General features: G+C 26.9%; 15 protein-coding genes, 1 pseudogene, 1 riboswitch and 1 other annotated feature. Of the genes and pseudogenes, 12 read left to right on the top strand and 4 right to left on the bottom strand.

The annotated features are described in order from the left end of the window. Window positions 1-115 precede the first annotated feature (115 nt). Window positions 116-2,116: a methyl-accepting chemotaxis protein gene (locus EG57_RS0223870; protein ID WP_032079581.1), complete on the bottom strand. Its 2,001-nt coding sequence runs from the start codon at window positions 2,114-2,116 to the stop codon at window positions 116-118. A 422-nt stretch (window positions 2,117-2,538) separates the two neighbouring features. Between EG57_RS0223870 and glf the strand changes: the two genes are divergently transcribed. The 5 genes from glf to EG57_RS0223840 all read left to right on the top strand — a co-directional run bounded on the left by glf (window position 2,539) and on the right by EG57_RS0223840 (window position 8,500). Next, window positions 2,539-3,714 carry a UDP-galactopyranose mutase gene (glf, locus tag EG57_RS0223865; protein ID WP_032079580.1) on the top strand — a complete coding sequence of 392 codons (1,176 nt, stop codon included), beginning with the start codon at window positions 2,539-2,541 and terminating at the stop codon, window positions 3,712-3,714. Next, on the top strand, window positions 3,714-4,733 hold the full coding sequence (locus tag EG57_RS0223860) for a glycosyltransferase family 2 protein (protein ID WP_032079579.1): 1,020 nt from the start codon (window positions 3,714-3,716) through the stop codon (window positions 4,731-4,733). Before glf ends, EG57_RS0223860 begins: the two co-directional genes overlap by 1 nt. A 359-nt stretch (window positions 4,734-5,092) precedes the next feature. After that, window positions 5,093-7,645, top strand: coding sequence for an HD domain-containing phosphohydrolase (locus tag EG57_RS26105; protein WP_084572318.1), 2,553 nt, complete (start codon window positions 5,093-5,095; stop codon window positions 7,643-7,645). Window positions 7,646-7,711: 66 nt separating this feature from the next. Next, a complete protein-coding gene (locus EG57_RS0223845; protein WP_032079577.1) occupies window positions 7,712-8,203 on the top strand; it encodes a ribonuclease domain-containing protein in 492 nt (163 codons plus the stop codon). A gap of 24 nt (window positions 8,204-8,227) precedes the next feature. Further along, a complete protein-coding gene (locus EG57_RS0223840) occupies window positions 8,228-8,500 on the top strand; it encodes a barstar family protein (RefSeq protein ID WP_032079576.1) in 273 nt (90 codons plus the stop codon). Between the two features lie 175 nt (window positions 8,501-8,675). Here EG57_RS0223840 and ablB read toward each other — a convergent pair whose 3' ends face one another. Then, window positions 8,676-9,554 (bottom strand): putative beta-lysine N-acetyltransferase, encoded by an 879-nt coding sequence (gene ablB, locus EG57_RS0223835; protein ID WP_032079575.1) that lies wholly within the window; start codon window positions 9,552-9,554, stop codon window positions 8,676-8,678. Window positions 9,555-9,737: 183 nt separating this feature from the next. Next, window positions 9,738-9,868, bottom strand: a riboswitch (cyclic di-AMP (ydaO/yuaA leader). A gap of 189 nt (window positions 9,869-10,057) precedes the next feature. Further along, window positions 10,058-10,113 (top strand) — a sequence feature (sodium ion sensor (DUF1646 type); this cis-regulatory element may regulate processes involved in with the transportation of sodium ions). Between the two features lie 47 nt (window positions 10,114-10,160). Here ablB and EG57_RS0223830 point away from each other — a divergent pair. Beyond that, on the top strand, window positions 10,161-11,357 hold the full coding sequence (locus EG57_RS0223830; RefSeq protein ID WP_032079574.1) for a cation:proton antiporter: 1,197 nt from the start codon (window positions 10,161-10,163) through the stop codon (window positions 11,355-11,357). A gap of 189 nt (window positions 11,358-11,546) precedes the next feature. On the opposite strand, the pseudogene EG57_RS27520 reads toward EG57_RS0223830, so the two are convergent. Both EG57_RS27520 and EG57_RS0223825 read right to left on the bottom strand, forming a co-directional pair. Continuing rightward, window positions 11,547-12,143 (bottom strand): annotated as a pseudogene (locus EG57_RS27520) (arginine deiminase family protein); the annotation flags it as partial. 15 nt (window positions 12,144-12,158) lie between these two features. Then, window positions 12,159-12,572 carry a transcriptional regulator gene (locus tag EG57_RS0223825; RefSeq protein ID WP_032079573.1) on the bottom strand — a complete coding sequence of 138 codons (414 nt, stop codon included), beginning with the start codon at window positions 12,570-12,572 and terminating at the stop codon, window positions 12,159-12,161. A gap of 443 nt (window positions 12,573-13,015) precedes the next feature. On the opposite strand from EG57_RS0223825, the gene EG57_RS0223820 reads away from it, so the two are divergent. From EG57_RS0223820 to EG57_RS0223795, 6 genes are all read left to right on the top strand, one after another. Beyond that, window positions 13,016-13,399, top strand: coding sequence for a hypothetical protein (locus EG57_RS0223820; protein ID WP_032079572.1), 384 nt, complete (start codon window positions 13,016-13,018; stop codon window positions 13,397-13,399). A gap of 242 nt (window positions 13,400-13,641) precedes the next feature. Next, window positions 13,642-14,328 (top strand): response regulator transcription factor, encoded by a 687-nt coding sequence (locus tag EG57_RS0223815; RefSeq protein WP_032079571.1) that lies wholly within the window; start codon window positions 13,642-13,644, stop codon window positions 14,326-14,328. Window positions 14,329-14,332: 4 nt separating this feature from the next. Beyond that, the gene (locus tag EG57_RS0223810; protein WP_032079570.1) at window positions 14,333-15,796 is read left to right on the top strand and encodes a sensor histidine kinase; all 1,464 of its coding nucleotides are present in this window, start codon (window positions 14,333-14,335) and stop codon (window positions 15,794-15,796) included. A gap of 143 nt (window positions 15,797-15,939) precedes the next feature. After that, window positions 15,940-17,247, top strand: coding sequence for a hypothetical protein (locus EG57_RS0223805; RefSeq protein ID WP_032079569.1), 1,308 nt, complete (start codon window positions 15,940-15,942; stop codon window positions 17,245-17,247). A gap of 417 nt (window positions 17,248-17,664) precedes the next feature. Further along, window positions 17,665-19,011: an FIST signal transduction protein gene (locus EG57_RS0223800; protein WP_032079568.1), complete on the top strand. Its 1,347-nt coding sequence runs from the start codon at window positions 17,665-17,667 to the stop codon at window positions 19,009-19,011. 119 nt (window positions 19,012-19,130) lie between these two features. Continuing rightward, window positions 19,131-20,951 (top strand): ATP-binding protein, encoded by a 1,821-nt coding sequence (locus EG57_RS0223795; protein WP_032079567.1) that lies wholly within the window; start codon window positions 19,131-19,133, stop codon window positions 20,949-20,951. Window positions 20,952-20,970: the final 19 nt, after the last annotated feature.

Raw genomic sequence — 20,970 nt, 5'->3', positions numbered from 1 at the left:
GGCTTTTATACACCATATATTCAATGCGGACTCCACCTAAAAAGTTGTGTCGCAATGTGCCTATATTTAGTCAAATCTATATGTGTGAAAGCTGAGCATTTAGCTGAAAATTATGTTAGTTAACTTTAAACTTAGTTATTTGTGTTTCTAACTGTTTTGCTAACATTTGAAGTTTGTTTGAATGCTGTGTAAAATCTTCCATAGTAGCGGTTATTTCTTCTGTAGAAGCAGTAACTTCTTGAGAAGCAGACGCTGTTTGTTCAGATATCGATGAAATATTTTCAATTTCAGCTAATGTAGATTGTTTTTTATCATTGGTGTCAACAATCAACATCTTTACTTCATCCACTTTAGTAATCATTGTTTCAATGGATTTTAAAATATTATTAAATATCTCCTCTGTTTTGTTTACTGCTAAATATTGATCATTTACAGCCGCTTCGGTTGAATTAATAGCACTTACTGCTGTTTCTGATTTTTTCTGTATAGCAGCTATAATTTCCTTTATTTTTTTTGTGGAGCTTTGTGATTGTTCGGCAAGAGTTCTTATTTCTTCTGCTACCACAGCAAATCCTTTACCAGCTTCGCCAGCACGTGCAGATTCTATACTTGCATTTAATGATAAAAGATTAGTTTGTGCTGTTATATCGGATATTGTTTCAGATATAATATTTATTTGCTTAGCACTTTCGTTCATAGCATAAATTATATCATTTACTGATTTTGTAGTTGTTTTAGTTTTATCTGACTTTTCTACTAAAGTATGTATCATTGAAAGTCCTTTTGAACTTAATTCTTTAGTGTCTTTTGAAATTTTATCCATTTCATTGGAACTAATATTGATTTTGTCTAATTTATCAGATAAGTTTTCCATCTCAGATGCACCTTTTTGAGCATTTTGTGCTTGTTCTGTTGCACCTAAAGAAACTTCCTCTATTGCTTTTGAAACTTCAGTTATGGAAGCTGTTACTTCCTCAGATATATTTGCAAGATTTGATGAGGTGTCTAATACAATTTCAGAAGACTTTGTCACACTAGTTATGAGCTCTGATATATTTTTCATCATTAAATTAAATGATTCAGCTAGATCCTTGAATTCATCTTTTGTTGTAGAGGTTATGGATACTGTCAAATCTCCATTTGAGGCCTTAGCAAATACATGTTTTAAGCTTTTAATATTATTAGAAATTCCCTTACTTAATAATAAAGATAGACCAATTGAAAGTAATGCCATTACTAGTATTATTAAAGAAGTTATTTGTAGTATGGCCATTGTGTCATTGGAAAGTTCAGTTTCGTTTAAGCAAGCTACTAACTTCCAGCCTGTTAATTTATTTGTTTCATATACTCCGAATTTTTTTGTACCATTATATGTATAATTTATAAATCCATTATCCTCTGATTTTACTTTATTCCAAAAGGATAAGTTGGAAGCTTCCTTTGTGCCAATAAATTCTTTGTGAGGATGAGCTAAAATGGTACCTGATATATCAGAAATAAACACATATCCTGTAGTACCTATTTTCTGTGAGGATATTTTTTGTGAAAGTGTAATTAATGAACAATCCATTCCAATAACTCCAACTATTTGTCCATTTTTTTCTACTGTTTTTGCAAGTGTAACAACATTATTTCCAGTAGCGGCATCTTTATAAGGTGGAGTTATTATAACTTTTCCTTTATCGTTTAAAGCTTGTTTATACCAATCTCTTTTTGTTGAATCGTATCCATCAGGCATTTTTGCATTAGGATATATTGTGAATTTTCCTGATGAAGTTCCATAATATACTCCAAGTATGTCTTTATCACTTTCCTGTATACCTTTTAGTGTTTTTGATATAATTTGAGTATTATTATCTGTATCAATATTTACAATGCTTGGATTATTTGCAGTAAGAGAAACTATATCTGAAAATCCAGTAAAGTAATTAGTAAGACCATTTTCTATTTGTAAAAGTGATTGAGAGCTGGTAAGAGATAATTTTTTGTTGAGTATTGATTTTGATTTCACATAAGAAACGGCCCCAGATATGATTAAGGGAATCAAACAAATTGATATTAAACTAATAACCAATTTGGTGCGAATGCTATTTAACTTAAATTTTTTAAGGTTCATTTTAGTTGCTCCTTTTTCGTTATAATTTTAAAAAAGTAATTATTAGTTGATATAAATAAGTTTTCACTAACATATAAGTAGAGAAAGAATATTTTTGAAAATTCGCTTAATTTCAACTTTGGTTATTTCTCCTGAAATTGTCTCATATACAATATAATAAATTACATATCGACAAAAATCAACATATTCTAATTATTTGTTAAATTAAAATACTATTTCTTTTATCAAAGGTTTATATTGTGTATTTTGTTACATTTTTATTACATTTGTTAAACGTGTTCGATACATTATTGACAATGATATAAACAAAGATTATCATAAAAAATAAGTGACATTTTATATAATAATTATTTATGATAAAATAAAGTGTATAACTTTTTATATAAGACATAATATCCAATGAATGGAGGAAATATTAACTAATGAATAACGTATATGATTGTCTGATAGTAGGTTGTGGATTTGCAGGTGCAGTGATATCTCGTGAATTAGCAGAACGGGCAGGCAAGAAGGTATTAATTATAGAAAAACGTAGTCATATAGGTGGTAATACTTATGACTTTTTTAATGAGGATGGAATATTAGTTCATAAATATGGACCTCACATATTTCATACTAATAGTAAAATGGTATATGATTATATTTCACGATTTACAGAGTGGAGAAATTATTCGCATGAGGTTTTAGCAAATCTTCATGGGAAATTAATACCAGTACCATTTAATCTGAATTCTCTTAATATAACCTTTAATGCTGAAAAAGCAGAAATGTTGAAAAAAAAGCTTATTTCTGTTTATGGTATAGATAAGAGATTGACGATTGCACAGCTTCGTAGTGAGACAGACCCTGATCTTCAAGAATTAGCTAATTTTGTTTATAATAATGTATTTTTGTATTATACTCAAAAGCAGTGGGGGGTTACTCCTGAAAATATAGATCCATCTGTTATAGCAAGAGTTCCTGTATTAATTTCGCAAGATAATAGATATTTTCAAGATGCATATCAAGGAATGCCATCTGATGGATATACTTCTCTTTTTGAGAAGTTGTTGGATAACCCTAATATACATTTAAGAGTTAATACAGACGCAAATAAACTTTTTGAAATAAATGAAAATAGTATGTTTTTTGCAGGCAAGCCTTTTAATGGGACTATAATATATACTGGTGCTTTGGATGAGTTTTTTAATTGTAAATTTGGACGATTACCTTATCGAACATTAGACTTTCTATTTGAAAGACATGATATGACTTGGTACCAACCAAAAGGTACAGTAAACTATACTGTTGATGAGTCATTTACAAGAATTACTGAGTTTAAGCATTTAACAGGTCAGAATATTTGTGGGAAAACTACTATTATGAAAGAATATCCAAAGGCATATACAGGAAGTGAAACTGAAATACCTTATTATGCTATCTTAAATGAGGAGAATTCGGAACTTTATAAAAAATATGAGCAACTTACTAAAAAATTTCCTAATTTTCATTTACTTGGTAGATTAGCAGAATATAAATACTATAATATGGATGCAATAATTGAAAGAGCATTAATTTTAGCTGATAAAATTATTTGTGATGAGAAAGGAAACGATTAATGAAGATAATAACATTTACAGTTCCGTGCTATAATTCAGAGGCTTATATGGAGCATTGTATAGAAACTTTGCTTCCAGGTGGAGAAGATGTAGAAATAATACTTGTTGATGATGGTTCTTCCGATGGAACCGCTATAATTGCTGATAATTATGCTTCAAAGTATCCTAGTATAGTTAAAGCAATACATCAGGAAAATGGAGGCCATGGTGAAGCTGTAAACACTGGTATAAAAAATGCTTCTGGTTTATACTTTAAGGTTGTAGATTCTGATGATTGGCTTGATGTACCTGGAATGTTGAAAGTGATATCTGTACTTAAAGAGCTTCATGAACAGGGAAAAGTACTGGATATGATGATTTGCAATTATGTTTATGAGCATTCAGTAGATAATACTAGTCATGTTGTAAGATATAAAAATGTTATGCCAGAAAATAGAGTGTTTGGATGGAGTGATGTCGGTAAATTTAAGATGTCACAGTATATTCTTATGCATTCTGTAATTTATAATACAGAGCTTTTACATGAATGTGGACTTGTACTTCCAAAACATACGTTTTATGTGGACAATCTATTTGTTTATCAGCCACTACCATATATTAAGACTATTTACTATATGAATATTGATTTATATAGATACTTTATTGGAAGAGAAGATCAGTCTGTCAATGAGAAAATTATGATAAAGAGAATAGATCAGCAGATTCGTGTGACTAAGTTAATGATTGATTTCTATTGCACTATTGGCACAATACCTAATAAACGTCTGGATGACTACATGAAAAACTATCTTTCTATGATGATGACTATTTCATCAGTACTTCTTGTGGTGTCTGGAACTGAAGAAAATCTTCAAAAGAAAAAAGAACTATGGCTATACTTAAAAAACGTAGATGAAAAGGTGTATTTGCGCATGAGATATCGTCTTTTTGGTATAGTATCTAATCTCTGGGGCAATATTGGAAGAAAAATAACTAAATATGCATATTATTTAACTAGCAGGAAGTATAAATTTAATTAGAGATTAGTATATTTTATGAAGAATTTTAGAGAAAATTACTATAAAAATAGACGTGTTTTTTATCACGTCTATTTTTGTGTATAAATCTTTACATAAGTATGAGGAGAATAAAGCTATAAAATTAAATATGAAAAATTAGTATAAATGAATATCTATAACTATAAACAATTCTTGTTGAATTTTATTAAAATTAATATAAAATATACATATAAGGTATTTATGTTGAAAGAGTGGATTATAATAATTTATTTGTTGAAAAATGCATAAGTATATATTTTTATAGTAAAGTGTGGCAATAGAATTATAAATATTGAATTGTAAATAAGTTGAGCAGAGTCTAATTTAAATGGAGGGGTACTATGTTTCAAGGGCTAAGAAAAAAAATCTACTCGATTTCTCAAAAAATTGGAAAATATAAGTATGAATGCCTTAAAATATGTTTAATATATTTTATTTTAGGATTTCTATGGATTTATTTTTCAGATAAAATCATATATGAAATTGTTAAAGATAATGATATGTTATTAATTGTAAGTATGTCTAAAGGTTGGCTGCATGTTATTATTAATACAATTATTATTTATTTTCTGTTAAATAAATTCTTCAAAAAAGTTTACTTAACAGAAAATAAACTTAATGAAAGCTATAGGGAGTTATCAACAGCTAATGAGGAACTTGAAGCCTATATACAGCAATTAACAGCATTTCAAGAGGAACTAACAGCTCAATATGATCAACTTATAGAAAGTGAGAAAAAATTAAGCAAAAGCGAAGAAAAAAATAAAACTATTGTTAAAGCAATGCCAGATTCTTTGTTTATCATTGATAGTGATGGGTATTTTACAGATTGTATAGCAGATGATGAAAAAATTATACTAATGCCAAAGGAAGATTTTGTTGGAAAAAATATTTCGGAAGTTCTACCTTTTGAAACAGCAAAGATAGCTTATGAAAAAATTAAATCTGTACTTAGTCATGGAGGAATGGAAAAGATTGATTATAAGATGGAAATGCCTAACAAGGAATATTTTTTTGAGTTTAGAATTGTAAAAAATAATGAAAAAGAAGTAATAGCCATATCGAGAAATGTGACTATTGAAAAACAGAATGAATTGGAGCTAAAAATAAGTGAAGAAAAGTACAAGGCTCTTGTGAATGAAATGCAGCAAGGATTAGCAATTTATGAAGCAACTACAGAGAAAGAAGAAAAAATTATAAATTATAGGTTTTTGGAAGCAAATCCTAGCCATGAAAAATTAATGGGATTAAAAAATAAAGATATATTAGGAAAACCCATTTATGAAATATTTCCTAATATGTATAAGGATTCAATTGAAAAGTTTCAACAAGTTGTGAAAACAGGAAAACCTGTATGCTATGAAAGTTATTTACATGACAAGGGTAAATGCCATGAAATAATAGTATACATACCTCAAAAAATGCAGCTTGCAGTAATTGTTACAGATATTACTGAAAGAAAAAAAGCAGAAGAGGCTGTTAAATCAAGTGAAAATACGTTCAGAAATCTTTTTGAAAATTCATCAGATGCAATAATTATAATTTCAGATGATAAAATATTGGATTGTAATATAGCTATGGTTAAAGCCTTAGGATATGAATCAAAGAAATTTATAATTGGCAAATCTCCAGCTGAATTTTATCCAGAAAAGCAGCCCGATGGAGAAAATTCTAAGTTAAAGTCTTTTAAAATGCGAAAAAGAACTATGGAAATTGGGAAGTGTAAGTTTGAATGGTGGTACAAAAAAGTTGATGGAACTTTATTACCAGTAGAGGTAATGCTAACGACTATTTTTCTTAATGGAAAAGAAGTTTTTCATTCATTATGGAGAGATATTAATGACAGAAAACAAATGGAGCTTAAATTGGAGTATTTAAGTTATCATGATCAATTAACTGGCCTTTATAATAGAAGATTTTTTGAACAAGAATTAAAAAGGTTAGATAAGGAACAAAATTTACCATTAACTATCATTATGGCAGATGTTAATGGATTAAAGCTTGTAAATGATTCTTTAGGACATGGTGTAGGAGATGAATTACTTAAAAAAGTTTCTAATGTCTTAATTAATGGTTATAGATCTAGCGATGTTATTGCCAGACTTGGAGGAGACGAGTTTGTAATTTTGATGCCTAATACAGATGAGTATAGAACAGAGCAAGTTCTTAAGAATATTAAAAAAATGGCTTCAAATGAAAAGATAGGTGCCGTTGATATATCTATTTCATTTGGTTATGAAACCAAGAAAAATATGAATATAGATATATTAGAAATTTTAAAGAGAGCTGAAGATTATATGTACAAGAAAAAACTTTTTGATAGTCCAAGTATGAGAGGAAAAACTGTAGGTGCTATAATTACTACTCTACATGAGAAAAATAAAAGAGAAGAACAGCATTCTCACAGGGTTTCTACTTTATGTGAGAATATGGGAAAAGTACTTGGTTTACCTGAAGATGAAATTAAAGAACTTAAGACTGTTGGATTACTTCATGATATAGGTAAAATAGCTATAGAAGAAAATATATTGAACAAGCCAGGAAGATTAACAGGTGAGGAAAGAAAAGAGATAGAAAGACATCCTGAAATTGGATATAGAATACTTAGTACAGTAAATGATATGGCAGAAATGGCTGAATATGTACTAGCTCATCATGAAAGATGGGATGGAAGAGGATACCCAAAGGGATTAAAGGGAGAAGAAATACCGCTTCAATCAAGAATTATAACTATAGCAGATTCTTATGATGCCATGATAAGTGAAAGAAGTTATAGAAGTGCTCTACCAGAAGAAGTTGCTATAAAAGAATTAAAAGTAAATTCAGGTGTCCAATTTGATCCTGAACTTATAAGTATATTTATTGAAAAAGTATTAGATAAATCACCTGCATAGTTTTCTAAAGCAATGTATAAGAATAAAGACTATGTCTATTATAATAAATAGAAAGGTATGAATGATATGAAAAATAATTTTATGCAAAAAATTTGTTCTGTTTTTCTTTTTTTATTTATTAGTATAAATTTAATAGGTTGTGCATCAGTAAATAAAAATGTTACAAAAGAAAAACAAGGAACAAAAATTGAAAGTGTAAAAATAGAAAATGTAAAAGATAAGAAAGTAATTAATGATTTTCAAGGAGTTGCTGATTATATTCACAAAAATGGACATCTTCCTGATAATTTTATAACTAAGGCACAAGCAACAAAACTTGGATGGAATCCAGGAAAAGATCTTGATAAAGTAGCGCCTGGTAAAAGCATAGGAGGAGACATTTTTACCAATGCAGAAAAGTTTTTGCCAGATGCTCCAAAACGAATTTGGCATGAGTGTGATATTAATTATAATGGAGGACATAGAGGAGCGGATAGGATACTTTATTCTAATGATGGATTGATCTATTCAACTTCAGATCATTATAAAACCTTTAGACTCTTATATAATGGAAAATAATTTATATTTAATGAGGTGGACATTTTGAATAAAGTGGTATTAGAAGGAAGTAAATTGACAGATAGAAAGATTTTACATAAAGTCTTAAAAAAGGAATTGAGGTTTCCAGAGTACTATGGAGAAAATTTAGATGCCCTTTGGGACTGCCTAACTACAGATATAGAAGTACCAGTTGTAATTGAATGGATAGATTTTGAAATGAGTAAAAAGCTTTTAGGAGATTATGCAGAAAACACATTGAAAATTTTTCAAGCAGCTGAAAAAAGTACAGAAGGAAGAGTAAAAATAAAAATTTAATTTAAAATAATAAAGAATATGATTTTTAAAATAGAATTAAGCATAATTCTTATGAATAAATAATTTAAAATTGAGATTTTAATATAAAATTAAAAGATCTACTGAAAACTTGTAATTAGTTTTTAGTAGATCTTTTATATAGGTTTGCTTTAAATTGTATAATATCAAAGGTTTATTACAATGAAAGTGTATTAATTGAATCATTGTTAACATTTTTTACCCAAATATTCACATCTTCAAATGTACCGCATATATTAGAATTGTTTATCAATCTTCCTCTAAATTTATAACCATGTTTACTTAGAACTAGATTGATACCAGGACTTATTGATCTAGCTAAACCATATAAACAGATAAATCCCATGTTTTTAAGGTCTAATTCTAAAGAATATACAATATTTGACAATGCACCTTTGCATCTATACTTAGGATAGGTTGCACAGTTAGTTATTTCAGCATTTAGGTTTAAGCTATTTAAATCGGCTGAAGCTACAGAAATTATTTTTCCATTGTCAACAGCAACCTTGTACAAAGTTTTTTTGTTCATAGTTTTCTTTAAATACTCTTCATCATGAACAAGAGAAGGAGATGTGAAAAATGTATTAGAAAATAATTTAGCTATTTCTTTTGCATCACTTTCCTTTGCATCTCTTATTTCATATTTGAAATTATTGTCATATACAAAACTATTTCCAGCATTTAAGCTTTCTACTAGAAATAGATTTTCCTTATTTAAACCTTTATGAAGCTTTCTGCTATTTCTTATAAAATATGACATACAAAAGGCATCTTCGCCTTGAAAATATCCATCTATTTTGCCTTCTAAGTGGAACTTAGCATTAATAAAGTTTTCAAAGGAATTAGCATCACAGTTGCAAATAACTTTTCCTAAATTTTCTTTAGCTGCAAAGTGTACAATTCTATTTATATTTTGAACTGATATATTGTGAAAGTTAACTATTTTTGCACAGCTATTAGAATAGTCAACATATACTTTATATTGATAAATTTTGATGCAATAATTATCATCTAATTTACAGCTGCTTGTATTCATTATAATGATCCTCCTTTTAAATATAACATTGCTTTTGGACATTAGATAATATGAATAAAAAAAATATTTGTTACAAAACCTCCATTTAAATTATTCAAAAAAATAATAAAGCTGCAGAGAAGTATCTGCAGCTTATAAAGCATTGCTATTTATTGGTATACAAAATATACTATCTTGTACACCAAAACTTCTCTCCAACGCTTACGAGATTAGCTGACGGATTCGGATTGAAGAATAACCCTACTTGCCCATACTGACAAGATTCACCCCAAAAATTGGTTCTCCCGTTCAAATTGATTCAGCGATATAAATATTTAATTTTTACGATTCTAATTATATACCTACAATAGTATAACATATTTACTCCAATATGTATATACTTTTTTAAAATAAAGCCATAGAAAACAAATGAATAATAAAAAGTTGTAAAAAATTTTATTATGTGATATTATTAATATTATTAAAATTGCATATTTATAGCTAAGTATTAGCTGTTTATTTTCGGTTGAACAAATTTTTATTTGATTTCAAGAGAATTTGACTTTTGGGGTGGAAAGTCCTTTATTGGGGACTTTCTACTTTTTTTGCTATTTAAAGGAGGTAAACATGGAAAAAACATTATTAAGTATAGTATTAATTCTTATATTTACAAAGATAGGAGGTATAATAAGTAGAAAATTAAAAATGCCTGAAGTTTTAGGGGCATTGATTGCTGGTGTAATACTTGGTCCAGTAGTGTTAAATATTGTTCAATATGATGATAATATCAAACTGCTTTCAAATCTTGGAGTAATTATGCTTATGTTCCTTGCAGGTCTTGAGACTAATGTAGAAGAGTTCAAAAAAGCAGGATTTTCTTCATTAATAATTGCAGTAGCAGGTATAATACTGCCACTTGTTTTGGGAACTTTAAGTGCATATATGTTTTTCAATAATTTTTGGGAAAATGTATTTGTAGGAGTTATTTTAACAGCTACTAGTGTAAGTATTACAGTAGAAACTCTTAAAGAACTTGGAAAGCTTAATACGAGAGCAGGTATAAATATTCTTGGTGCGGCTGTAATAGATGACATTTTAGGGCTTATACTTATATCTATAGTTCTTGCAGTAGCACAAACTTCGGGTTCAAGTGCTGGAGTGTCAGGAACATTATCAATTATATATGTGTTTATAAAAATAGTTTTATTTTGTTTATTTTCTATAATTGGAGTGATATATTTACCTAAATATATAAATAAATTTATAAGTTATGTAAAACCTGGTAGAGAATTTCTTACGTTTTCTATAGCCTTTGCTATATTCATAGCATATATTGCTGAAAGTTTAGGTATTGCAGCTATTACTGGTGCATATATATGTGGACTTATGTTTTCATCAATTTCTCATAAGGAATATTTGGAGAGAAATGTTAAAGCAATTTCATCTGGTTTTTTGTCTCTCATATTCTTTGCAAGTGTTGGAATAGAAGCAAATTTAAAGGGATTAAATGAGAAAGTATTTTTTATAACTTTAGTGATGTTTATTGTAGCAGTAATTGGAAAAGTAGTAGGATGTGGTGCTGCTGCAAGATTTCTTAAGATGAGTAAGAGTCAAGCTGTTCAAATTGGAACTGGTATGATTTCAAGAGGTGAAGTGGCTATAATTACTGCTAATATAGGTCTGCAGAAGGGAATAATTTCAGAAGAAGTATTCCTCCCAACTCTAATTGTTGTAATATTAACTACAATTATAACTCCTATTTTATTGAAATTGGCATTTTCTCATAAAGTAGGTAAAAGTATAGAAAAGCAAAAAATTAAATAGATAGGAAATATGATCAAGCATTTTTACATTAAATAGTGTAGTAACATACAATTCGTTACTATTAGTACCTCAAATAGTTGAGAAATATAATACTTATAGTTGGCATACTTATTACATAAAGTGTGTTTATATTAGTCGTATAATGACTTTTATATAACACAGGATATAAAGTATGCCATATCTATTTTTTTATTTAGAATTATCCATAGGTATTCTTAGTGAAAGACATGTAAGTCCACCATCCATTTTTTCAAATTCAGACATTTCAACTTCAATAGTTTTATAACCTGCATCTATTAAAGCCTTTTTTGAATTTGGAAAGTTTTTTGGAATTATAACATTATCATTTATCAGTATGCAGTTTGCTGAATATGCCTCTCTACTATCTACATTTATAACTGTAAAGTCTTTAAAAATATCATTATTGATAAATTCGTCGGTTCCAATAAATGTGTTTTCTTTTAAATAAACTATGCCTGTTTTAAGATGTAGTATTTTTTTAACAGGTACTGTTGAAGTTGTATAGCCATATTTGTTTAATATTTTTGTAAGCTGTTTTGCACCTTCTGCATTTGTTCGTTTTGATTGACCTATATAAAAATGATTTTCAAATCTTAATATATCTCCACCATCTAAGCATGCATTATCAGATGAAAATTCTATGTTATTATAGAATTTTTTAAGTACATCAATAACTTCTTTTTCTTCTCCTTTTCTTGATTGTGCACTGGGTTTAGTGATTATAGCACATTTTTCAGTTACAATTGCTACATCTTCTACAAATGTTGAATCTGGATACCTTTAATCACTTTTATCATCATTTCCTTTTTTTAATTGTAGAGTTATATTTTTTCTTTGTTTTTCGGGGTCGATATATGCAGAAATTTCAACAGCACCAATTATTTTGTTTCCAGATTTTAATGAAAAGGTAGAGTTTACAGCATCTATTTCAATTTGTTTATAATTTACAAGATGTTGAGTTTCATTAAGAATTGCATTACCGCTTTTTAAAACTTTTAGTAAGCTACTATTATGTTCATTTAATTGTGGGTATATGTCGCAAATATATTTCCCTATAATTTCTTCGGAATATAAATTGTAAATATCTGTTCTAAAATTATCTGAATATCGTATTATTCCATCAGTATCTACCATTACTATTGCATCAATATAATTATATAAGCTTAATATTTGCTTAATGTAACTTTGTAACATTTTAGTCACCTCAATCTATTATCTCACATTTTGCTGGAATATATTAAAATAATACTAAGTTTTAAATTTAAAAATTATTTTGTCACAATTTTATGTGTTTTTTCAATTAAATACTTTTGTGTAAATATGAATATATAATAATGAATATATTATGTATGAAAATCAGTATTTATTTTTTAATAGTAAGTGATTTTTGGAAATTTTAAGTTGTAGTATAGATATAATAGAAATTCTTTGAAATTAACACCTACAAAGTTAATAAATATTTATTCAATAAAATGTATAAATATGTATTGACATATTCATATAATGGAACTATAATTTTAACAAGTAAAACTTTAGGACATAAAAATTATTGAGTTTATACAAAATACACCAAAGAAAATGAACATTAATGAAATATTAGGAATTTTAAATATATTTTATAAGAGGAGTGATTAGTAATGTTTAATCCACAAATATTCAATTCAAAAAAAGAAATAGTTGATTTTATTTCAGAGTATCTTATCGAACATAAAGATACTATAGCAATTGTAAATAAAGGATTGAGAAAAGGTCTTGTTAAGTCACTAATTACTAAAGAAGATTTTAATAAATTTGAGGATGTTTCTAATGAACAAGGAGAGACGCTATTTTTTATTAAAACGGGAGATAAAAAAAATAGAACATTAGGACTTAAAGTATGTGATGCTTATAATCAAAATACAAAATGTTTTAAAATGGTTGACATAGATAATATTTTAATTGTTGATGGCTCAATTACTAAAGAGGAAGAGAAAGAAATTATTTATTATAAAGAAATGTCTAAATTAAAATTAGAAGCATAATATAAATATTAATCCAAGAACAAAAAATATTATTATAAAAAGTTCTACATATAGGTGAACTAAATGTAGGACTTTTTTTATTTGCAGTAATTTAAATAGATTTAATGAATACAAAAGTTTTTATATAAATCATTAATATAATTCCAAATAAGATAAAAATATAAAAGTAAAATGATAATATAAGTGATACAATTGTGTATATAACATAAAATATGGAAAATGTTTTTTACGGAGGGATATTATTGAATTTTAAAATAATTGTAGTTGAAGATGAATTTTCAATAAATGATATATTAACTTTTGCATTAAAGGAAGAGGGGTATAAAGTTAAAAGTGCTTTTTCTTCAAAGGAAGCTAGGGGATTTTTTCAGGATTTTAAACCTAATTTAGTACTACTTGATATAAATTTGCCAGATGAGAGTGGATTTGAACTATGTAAATTTATTAATGCTAATTATAAAATACCAATTATTATGCTTACGGCTAGAAATGATATTACTGATAAAGTACTTGGTTTAGAACTAGGTGCAGATGATTATATAACAAAACCATTTAATATAAAAGAAGTATTAGTAAGAGTAAAGATAGCCTTAAGAAGAGTTGACAAATATAGAAACTTGGACAATTATAATGATTTCATAAATTTAAATGATAGTATAAAAATTAAATTAGAAAATAGGATGGTAATTAAGGATGGAAAAGAAATTAAATTAAAACCTAAAGAATATGATTTGTTAGTATTTTTTATTAAAAATAGAAATAGAGTTTTTTCAAGAGAAGAAATTTTAGATAAGGTTTGGGGTATAGATTATTGTGGTGAAATTAGAACTATAGATATTCATGTTAGAAGATTAAGAGCAAAATTAAATTTAGATAGTGGACGATCCTTCATTGAAACAGTTTTTGGTGTAGGATATGTGATGAGGTAGTGATGTGAAAAATAGTGTAAGATTTAAATTTATGTTAGGCTTATCAATTATATTTATAGTTGCAGCAGTTGTTTTAAATATTTTAATCAGACAAGTATTTCAAAATAATTTAGAAAATTCTATAAAGAGTTCTATGAAGGATACAATGAAAAATTCAAGAGAATATATTAAATATAATATGTTTACGAAAGATTTGTATATGGGAGAAGAAGTTCTTTATGAAAAATTGTGGAGAATACTTAATAGTTATGTACTTACGTATAATTATGAGATGGAAATAAGAACACCTTCAGGAAAAATTAAAGAAAATACTATAAGTTCAGATTTCACTGAATTAACAAATAGAGGAACAGAGGAAGCTCTTAAAGGAAAAGCTGTTATAAATTTACAATATGGTAAAGATAATGTTCAGGCAATATTGTCTTATCCATTATATGATGGAGATAAATGTTTAGGAATACTAAATATAAGTAAAAGCTTTGGTGAGGCCTATGTTGAAAACAAAAGAATAATAGATATTATTACTTTAATAGAGTTATTTATTTTTATGTTTGTTTTTATAGCTTCCTATTTATTTGCATCAAGAATAATAAAACCTATTATAACATTAACAAAACAAATAAAGAAAATTGAAGAAGGAGACTATGAAATAAATTTAAATATTAAAAATAATGATGAGATAGGCATTTTACTAAAAGAATTTATTAATATGAAAGAAAAAATAAGAAATCAAATAGAAACTATAAGTATGGAAAAAGACAAGATTTTAAAGCTAGAAAAAGGAAGAAGGGAGTTTTTTAGTAATGTAACTCATGAATTAAAGACTCCACTAACAGCTATTTCTGGTTATGCCCAAATACTTTCAGATAAAAATGTTAAAGATGAAGAATTTAAAATTAGGGCTATACATAGAATTTATTTGGAAAGTGAGAGGCTCCATAAGCTTGTAATTAATTTGATAAATGCTTCAAAAGGAATAGATTTTCAAGAAGAACATAAGGAGAGTATTGAAATGAAAACTCTATTAAATGATGTGTGTATTGATATGGCAAGTAAAGCTGATAAGTATTCAATTCATATAGTAGCCAATTTAGAACAAGGTTTTATATTTGGTCAGGAAAATAAAATAAGACAGCTTATAATAAATTTATTAGATAATGCAATTAAATATTCTTTTTCAGAAGAAAACATCAATGTCAATGCTTTTAAAGATAATGATAATTATAAATTAGAAATTTTGAATAAAGGAAATCCAATACCTGAGAAAATTTATGATTCTATTTTTGAACCTTTTGTAAAGGGGATTAATTCAATTGAAGGTGGAAGTAATGGTCTTGGATTATATATATGCAGTGAAATAGTTAAACAACATAATGGAGAAATACATATAGAAAATGGAAATATAATAAAAGTAGTAATAAAAATTCCCTCTTTTTCACCTAGTGGAAACAATTTGGAAACAACTTAAACAAATTTGGAAAACACTAAGTGATATCATATATATAAAATAAACAAATATAAGAAAAGAAACTGTTCTTTACGCTTGACTTAAGAACAGGAATAGTAGAGTAGTCATAGAACAAATGTCCAATTTTGAAGGGGGAAGCAAATATGATGAGAAAAAATATGAAACAAATAGCTTTATTTTTAGCTTTAGTATTTTCAATTCCATTAACTTTTAGTGCTTGTGAACAAAAGCAGAAAGAAATTAAAATTTCTAGTGATGTTAAGCAAGAGATGAAAAATGAGGATATAAATGCTTCTAAGATAGTAAAGGTAAAAGATTTAGACCTAGGTGATATGATATATACACCAATATGTTGGAAAGATGATGAAAATATTGTAGTTACAGAGGGGAGGTATAAGAATAACAATGAAATAAGCTTAGAAAATATTAATATGGGAGATATCAATGTATATAGTGTCAATATAAAAACTTCTAAGGCATCTAGGATTAATACTATAAAAGATGCTGTATGCGGAGAAGTAGGAAGTAAAGATATGTATGGTAATTTTCTTTATATAAAAGATAACAAAGTTTGTATGTATAATGCAATAGAAAATATTGAAGAACCAATATATGACTTATCACCAATAATGAAGGAAGAAAAAGAAAATTTGAAAATTAAAGATGAGAAAGAACTATTAAAAAAAATATATTGCGGATTCATATTTGGAAGTGATAAATCTATATATATACTGGCAGAGACAAATAATCATACCTATAGTATAAGAGTAATTAATCTGAAAAATAAAAAAGTAACTGAAGGTTCTTTTGTAAAAAGATTTTTTAATAACTTTGGTAATGTGCAAAACTTATATTCCTTAGCATATAATAAAAATAAAGATACGTTTTATGTAACTTCGATTTATTATAATGTTATGTATGAATGCAAGTTAGAAGGAGAAAAAAGTACTATTAAAGAGAATAGTGTTGTTGGGGGACAAATATTTGATATATCAGAAGATGGAAATGATCTTTATTTGAATAGTGCATATTATAAAAAGGAAAAAAGGAGTCTTATAAAATATGATATGGCAAAGAATAAAGTTACAGAAATAACAAGTGATTATATGTCTAAAGGTGGAAAAAACCAATTTAGTGTCTTTGCAGATGTTGCTGCTAATTATAATAACAATATTATAGAATATAGCGTAAATAATGCTGTATATGAAAAAGATAATAAAAATGTATCTAAAATTCAATCTACTTCTTTTATAGGAGATTTTGATGGTAAAGAAATAAAAAATAGTGTAATGCTTCCAGTAGAACGGATTGAAGGTAAGAATAACAACAATAGAATTATTATTAATAAAAAGGGAGACAGTTTTATTTATACAGTTTTATATTTTGATAGTAATTACAGTGTTATTAAAACACATAAAATGAAAAGTTACGTATATCAAGTCAAAAAGTAGAAAGTTAGAAAAAAGAGCTGTTGCATTAAGGGTAAATATTACGATACTATTGTATGTAAATTCCTTATTGCAACAGCTCCTTTTAGTTTAAAAGCTACTTTTGATAAACATGTTTTTTCAAATAATAAACTTTGTTATCTACTAACATCAAATTACATTTAAAACTTATTTTGTATTAAAAATTATAAAATAAATTAAAGAAATATAACGAAAATTAAATAAATAATAAAAAATATATGCTATAATAATTTTATATTTTAGTATAAAATTGGATTTATAAACGACTTTTGTAAATAAGTACAACTTACATATTAAAGATTCCATGTAATTTTATAGAAAGATTTATTATTTTAAGGAAATGTATATACAACAAATTGTCTTCTGAATTTAATGTAAATATGAAGGAGTGAGCAATTCTTGGCAGGGAAGATAAGAGAAATTATTAATGAAATTATTAAACAAAGGTCTAAAGGAAATCCAGCTATTATAGAAATGACTAAAGCAAAATTTATTTTAAAAGGTATTAATCCTGATAAATTTCATGTTGACTCTGAAGATGATCAAGCTGTAATGGATAAGCTTTTTAAAATTGCTGAACAATTGAATGTGAAAAAATCAACATATGATGATGTAAATATAAAATCTGCTTTTTCAAAGAAATGTGTGGAGAATGAAGTAGTAGATGATATTAAAAATCAATTAGATTTATTTGGAATTAAGATGATAGTATATTTTGCTTCTTCTAATTTTGATCAACAGCTTTTAAGTAATTTAATGCAAGAAACTTTTAGAGATTGCATAGTAGTTGGATGCTCAACTTCTGGAGAAATAGTTAGTGGGAAATTATTAAAAGATTCAGTTGTAGCAATGGCTTTTAATTCAAATATTATCTCTGATGTAAAGGCTGAAGTAATTGAAAAAATGAAAGAAGGTTTAAATGTAGAAGAAGCATTTACCTCTTTTGAAAAATATTTTAATGAAAGTTTATATACAATGAATTCTAAAAAGTATGTGGGAATAATATTAATAGATGGTGTAAGTAAAAAAGAAGAAAAAGTTATGGATTTGATTGGTAATAGAACCAACGTCTTTTTTATAGGAGGATCTGCAGGAGATAATTGTAGATTTGCAAAGACTCATGTTTGTGCAAATGGAAAAGCCTATAGCGATTCAGCGATACTTGTAATGTTGAAGATAAATGATGATGCAGATTTTAGTATTATTAAAACTCAAAGTTTTAAATGTTTAGATACTAAATTAGTTGCTAGTAAAGTAAATGAAGAAAATAGAGAAGTTATAGAATTTAATAATAAACCTGCAATTTTAGCATATGCAGATGCTCTTGGAATCAGTTCTATTGAAGATGCAGAAAAATATTTTATGACTAATCCTGTAGGTTTATTAATAGGAAAAAATGATATGTTTGTAAGAAGTCCACAACAAGTAAAAGGTACAAGTATGCTGTTCTATTGCAGCATATTGAAGGGTATGGAGGTTAGGTTACTTCAAGCTACTAATATTATAGAAGATACGAAAAAGGCTATTGAAGATAAAATTCAGGAATTTGGGAAAATTGATGGGATTATAAATTTTAATTGTATAGAACGTACACTTGAACTAGAAAGAAAAAATCTTGAAGGTCAATATGGAGAACTATTTAGAGACATTCCTACTATTGGTTTTTCTTGTTATGGAGAAGAGTTTATAGGACATATAAATCAGACATCTACTATGTTAGCCTTTAGATCAAAGACAAATGCATAAATTTTAAAAGTTGCATGTGAATAAAAGTGTTTGTATAATTTAAGAGATAAATTTTACTGTATAAGTTAAAGCGTTCATAAAATTTTGACTAAAATATTTTTGAAATGAGGAAATAAGCCATGGATGATGTAGAAGATTTTTTAAATAATGCTAGTATACTTATTATTGACGATTCTTATTATAACATTAAAATATTAACTATGATACTTAGGCAAAAATGGCATAATGTAAGAAATGTTTTAAGTTATGAAATGGGTATGAAATCTGTTATGAAAAACCATCCAGATATAATTTTACTTAAGAGTAGTGCAGATGGATGCAAAGTTTGTGAAACTTTTAAATGTAATGACAAACTTGAAAAAATTCCTATTATTTTTATTAATAATAAAAATGAAAAAGTTGATATAGATGATTTATTTAGTGCTGGAGCTGATGATTATATAAATATGCCTATTAATTATAATGAAGTTATAATTAGAGTGACAACTCAATTAAAGCTATATTTTATGAATAAGCAAATGTGGAAATATAGTGAAAAGAGTTATAATCAAATTAGTAAGTTTAATGAAAAGTTGATGAAAGACAATAATGATTTAAAAGAACAAGTCAGGAAAAATAATCAGCAATTAGAAGAAATAACTGATGAACTAAAAGAATTTAATGTTATGCTTGAGGAAGAGATTACTGAACGAACTAAAACTGAAGAAGCTTTAAGGGAAAGTGAAAGGAAATTTCGTTATTCTATAGAAGAAGCTCCAGTGCCTGTAATGATATATGCTGAAGATGGAGAGGTAATGAATATTAATAAAACTTGGGAAAGGATTACAGGGTATACAATTAAGAATATTCCAATAACCTCTAAATGGGCAGATATATCAGATATATTTAAAGAAGATTCACAGTGTAGTGAAAATATACCGTATAGTTTTGAAGAAAAACGAAATGATGGAGAGTATTCTGTAAAAACGAAAAGTGGATGTGTAAAAGTTTGGAATTTTTATTCGGCTTGTATTGGTAAATTAAGTGATGGGCGTAATGTAATAATTAGAGTAGCAATGGATATAACTGAAAAAAAACGTATGGAAGAATTACAAAAAAGTATTGAGAAAGAAAGAATGAGATTATTTGAGATTAAGGAATATGATAGAGTTAAAACGGATTTTTTTGCTAACATTTCTCATGAATTAAGAACACCAATTAATGTTATATTTTCTGCTATACAAGTGCATAAGCTTAAGCTAAAAGATTGTAATTTTAATGATAATTCTGTAGATAGATATAAATATATAAATATCATGGAACAAAATTGTTACCGACTCTTAAGATTGGTTAATAATTTAATTGATATTACAAAAATAGATTCAGGGTATATTGTAATAAATGAAATTAATTGTAATATAATAAGTCTTATAGAAGATATAACCCTTTCGGTAGCGGATTATATAGAAAATAAAGGTTTATCTGTGGTATTTGATACGGATATCGAAGAAAAAATTATTGCTTGTGACCCTGAAAAGATGGAAAGAATTATGTTGAATTTATTGTCTAATGCAATAAAATTTACACTTCGTGGAGGAAGCATTTTTGTTAATGTAGAAAATGGTACTGAAAGTGTTTGTATAAGAGTGAAAGATACAGGAAAAGGTATTCCTAAAGAAAAGTTAGATTTAATATTTGAACGTTTTGTACAAGTTGATAAATCTCTTACAAGGGAAAATGAAGGAAGCGGAATAGGGCTTTCTCTAGTAAAGGCGTTAGTAGAATTGCAGGGAGGAACTATATCAGTAAATAGTAAGGAAGGGTATGGTAGCGAATTTATCATACATATTCCATGCAAATTAGTAAACGATGGAGAATTTAATTATAATTCTTATAAAAATACAATGAAGAAAAGCTATATTGAAAAAGTGAATTTAGAATTTTCTGATATATATAATTAAAAACATTCATATAAATATA

The organism is Clostridium drakei, assembly GCF_000633595.2.
In the GTDB taxonomy this organism is placed as follows: domain Bacteria; phylum Bacillota; class Clostridia; order Clostridiales; family Clostridiaceae; genus Clostridium_AM; species Clostridium_AM drakei.
This window is presented reverse-complemented; position numbering and strand designations above follow the sequence as displayed.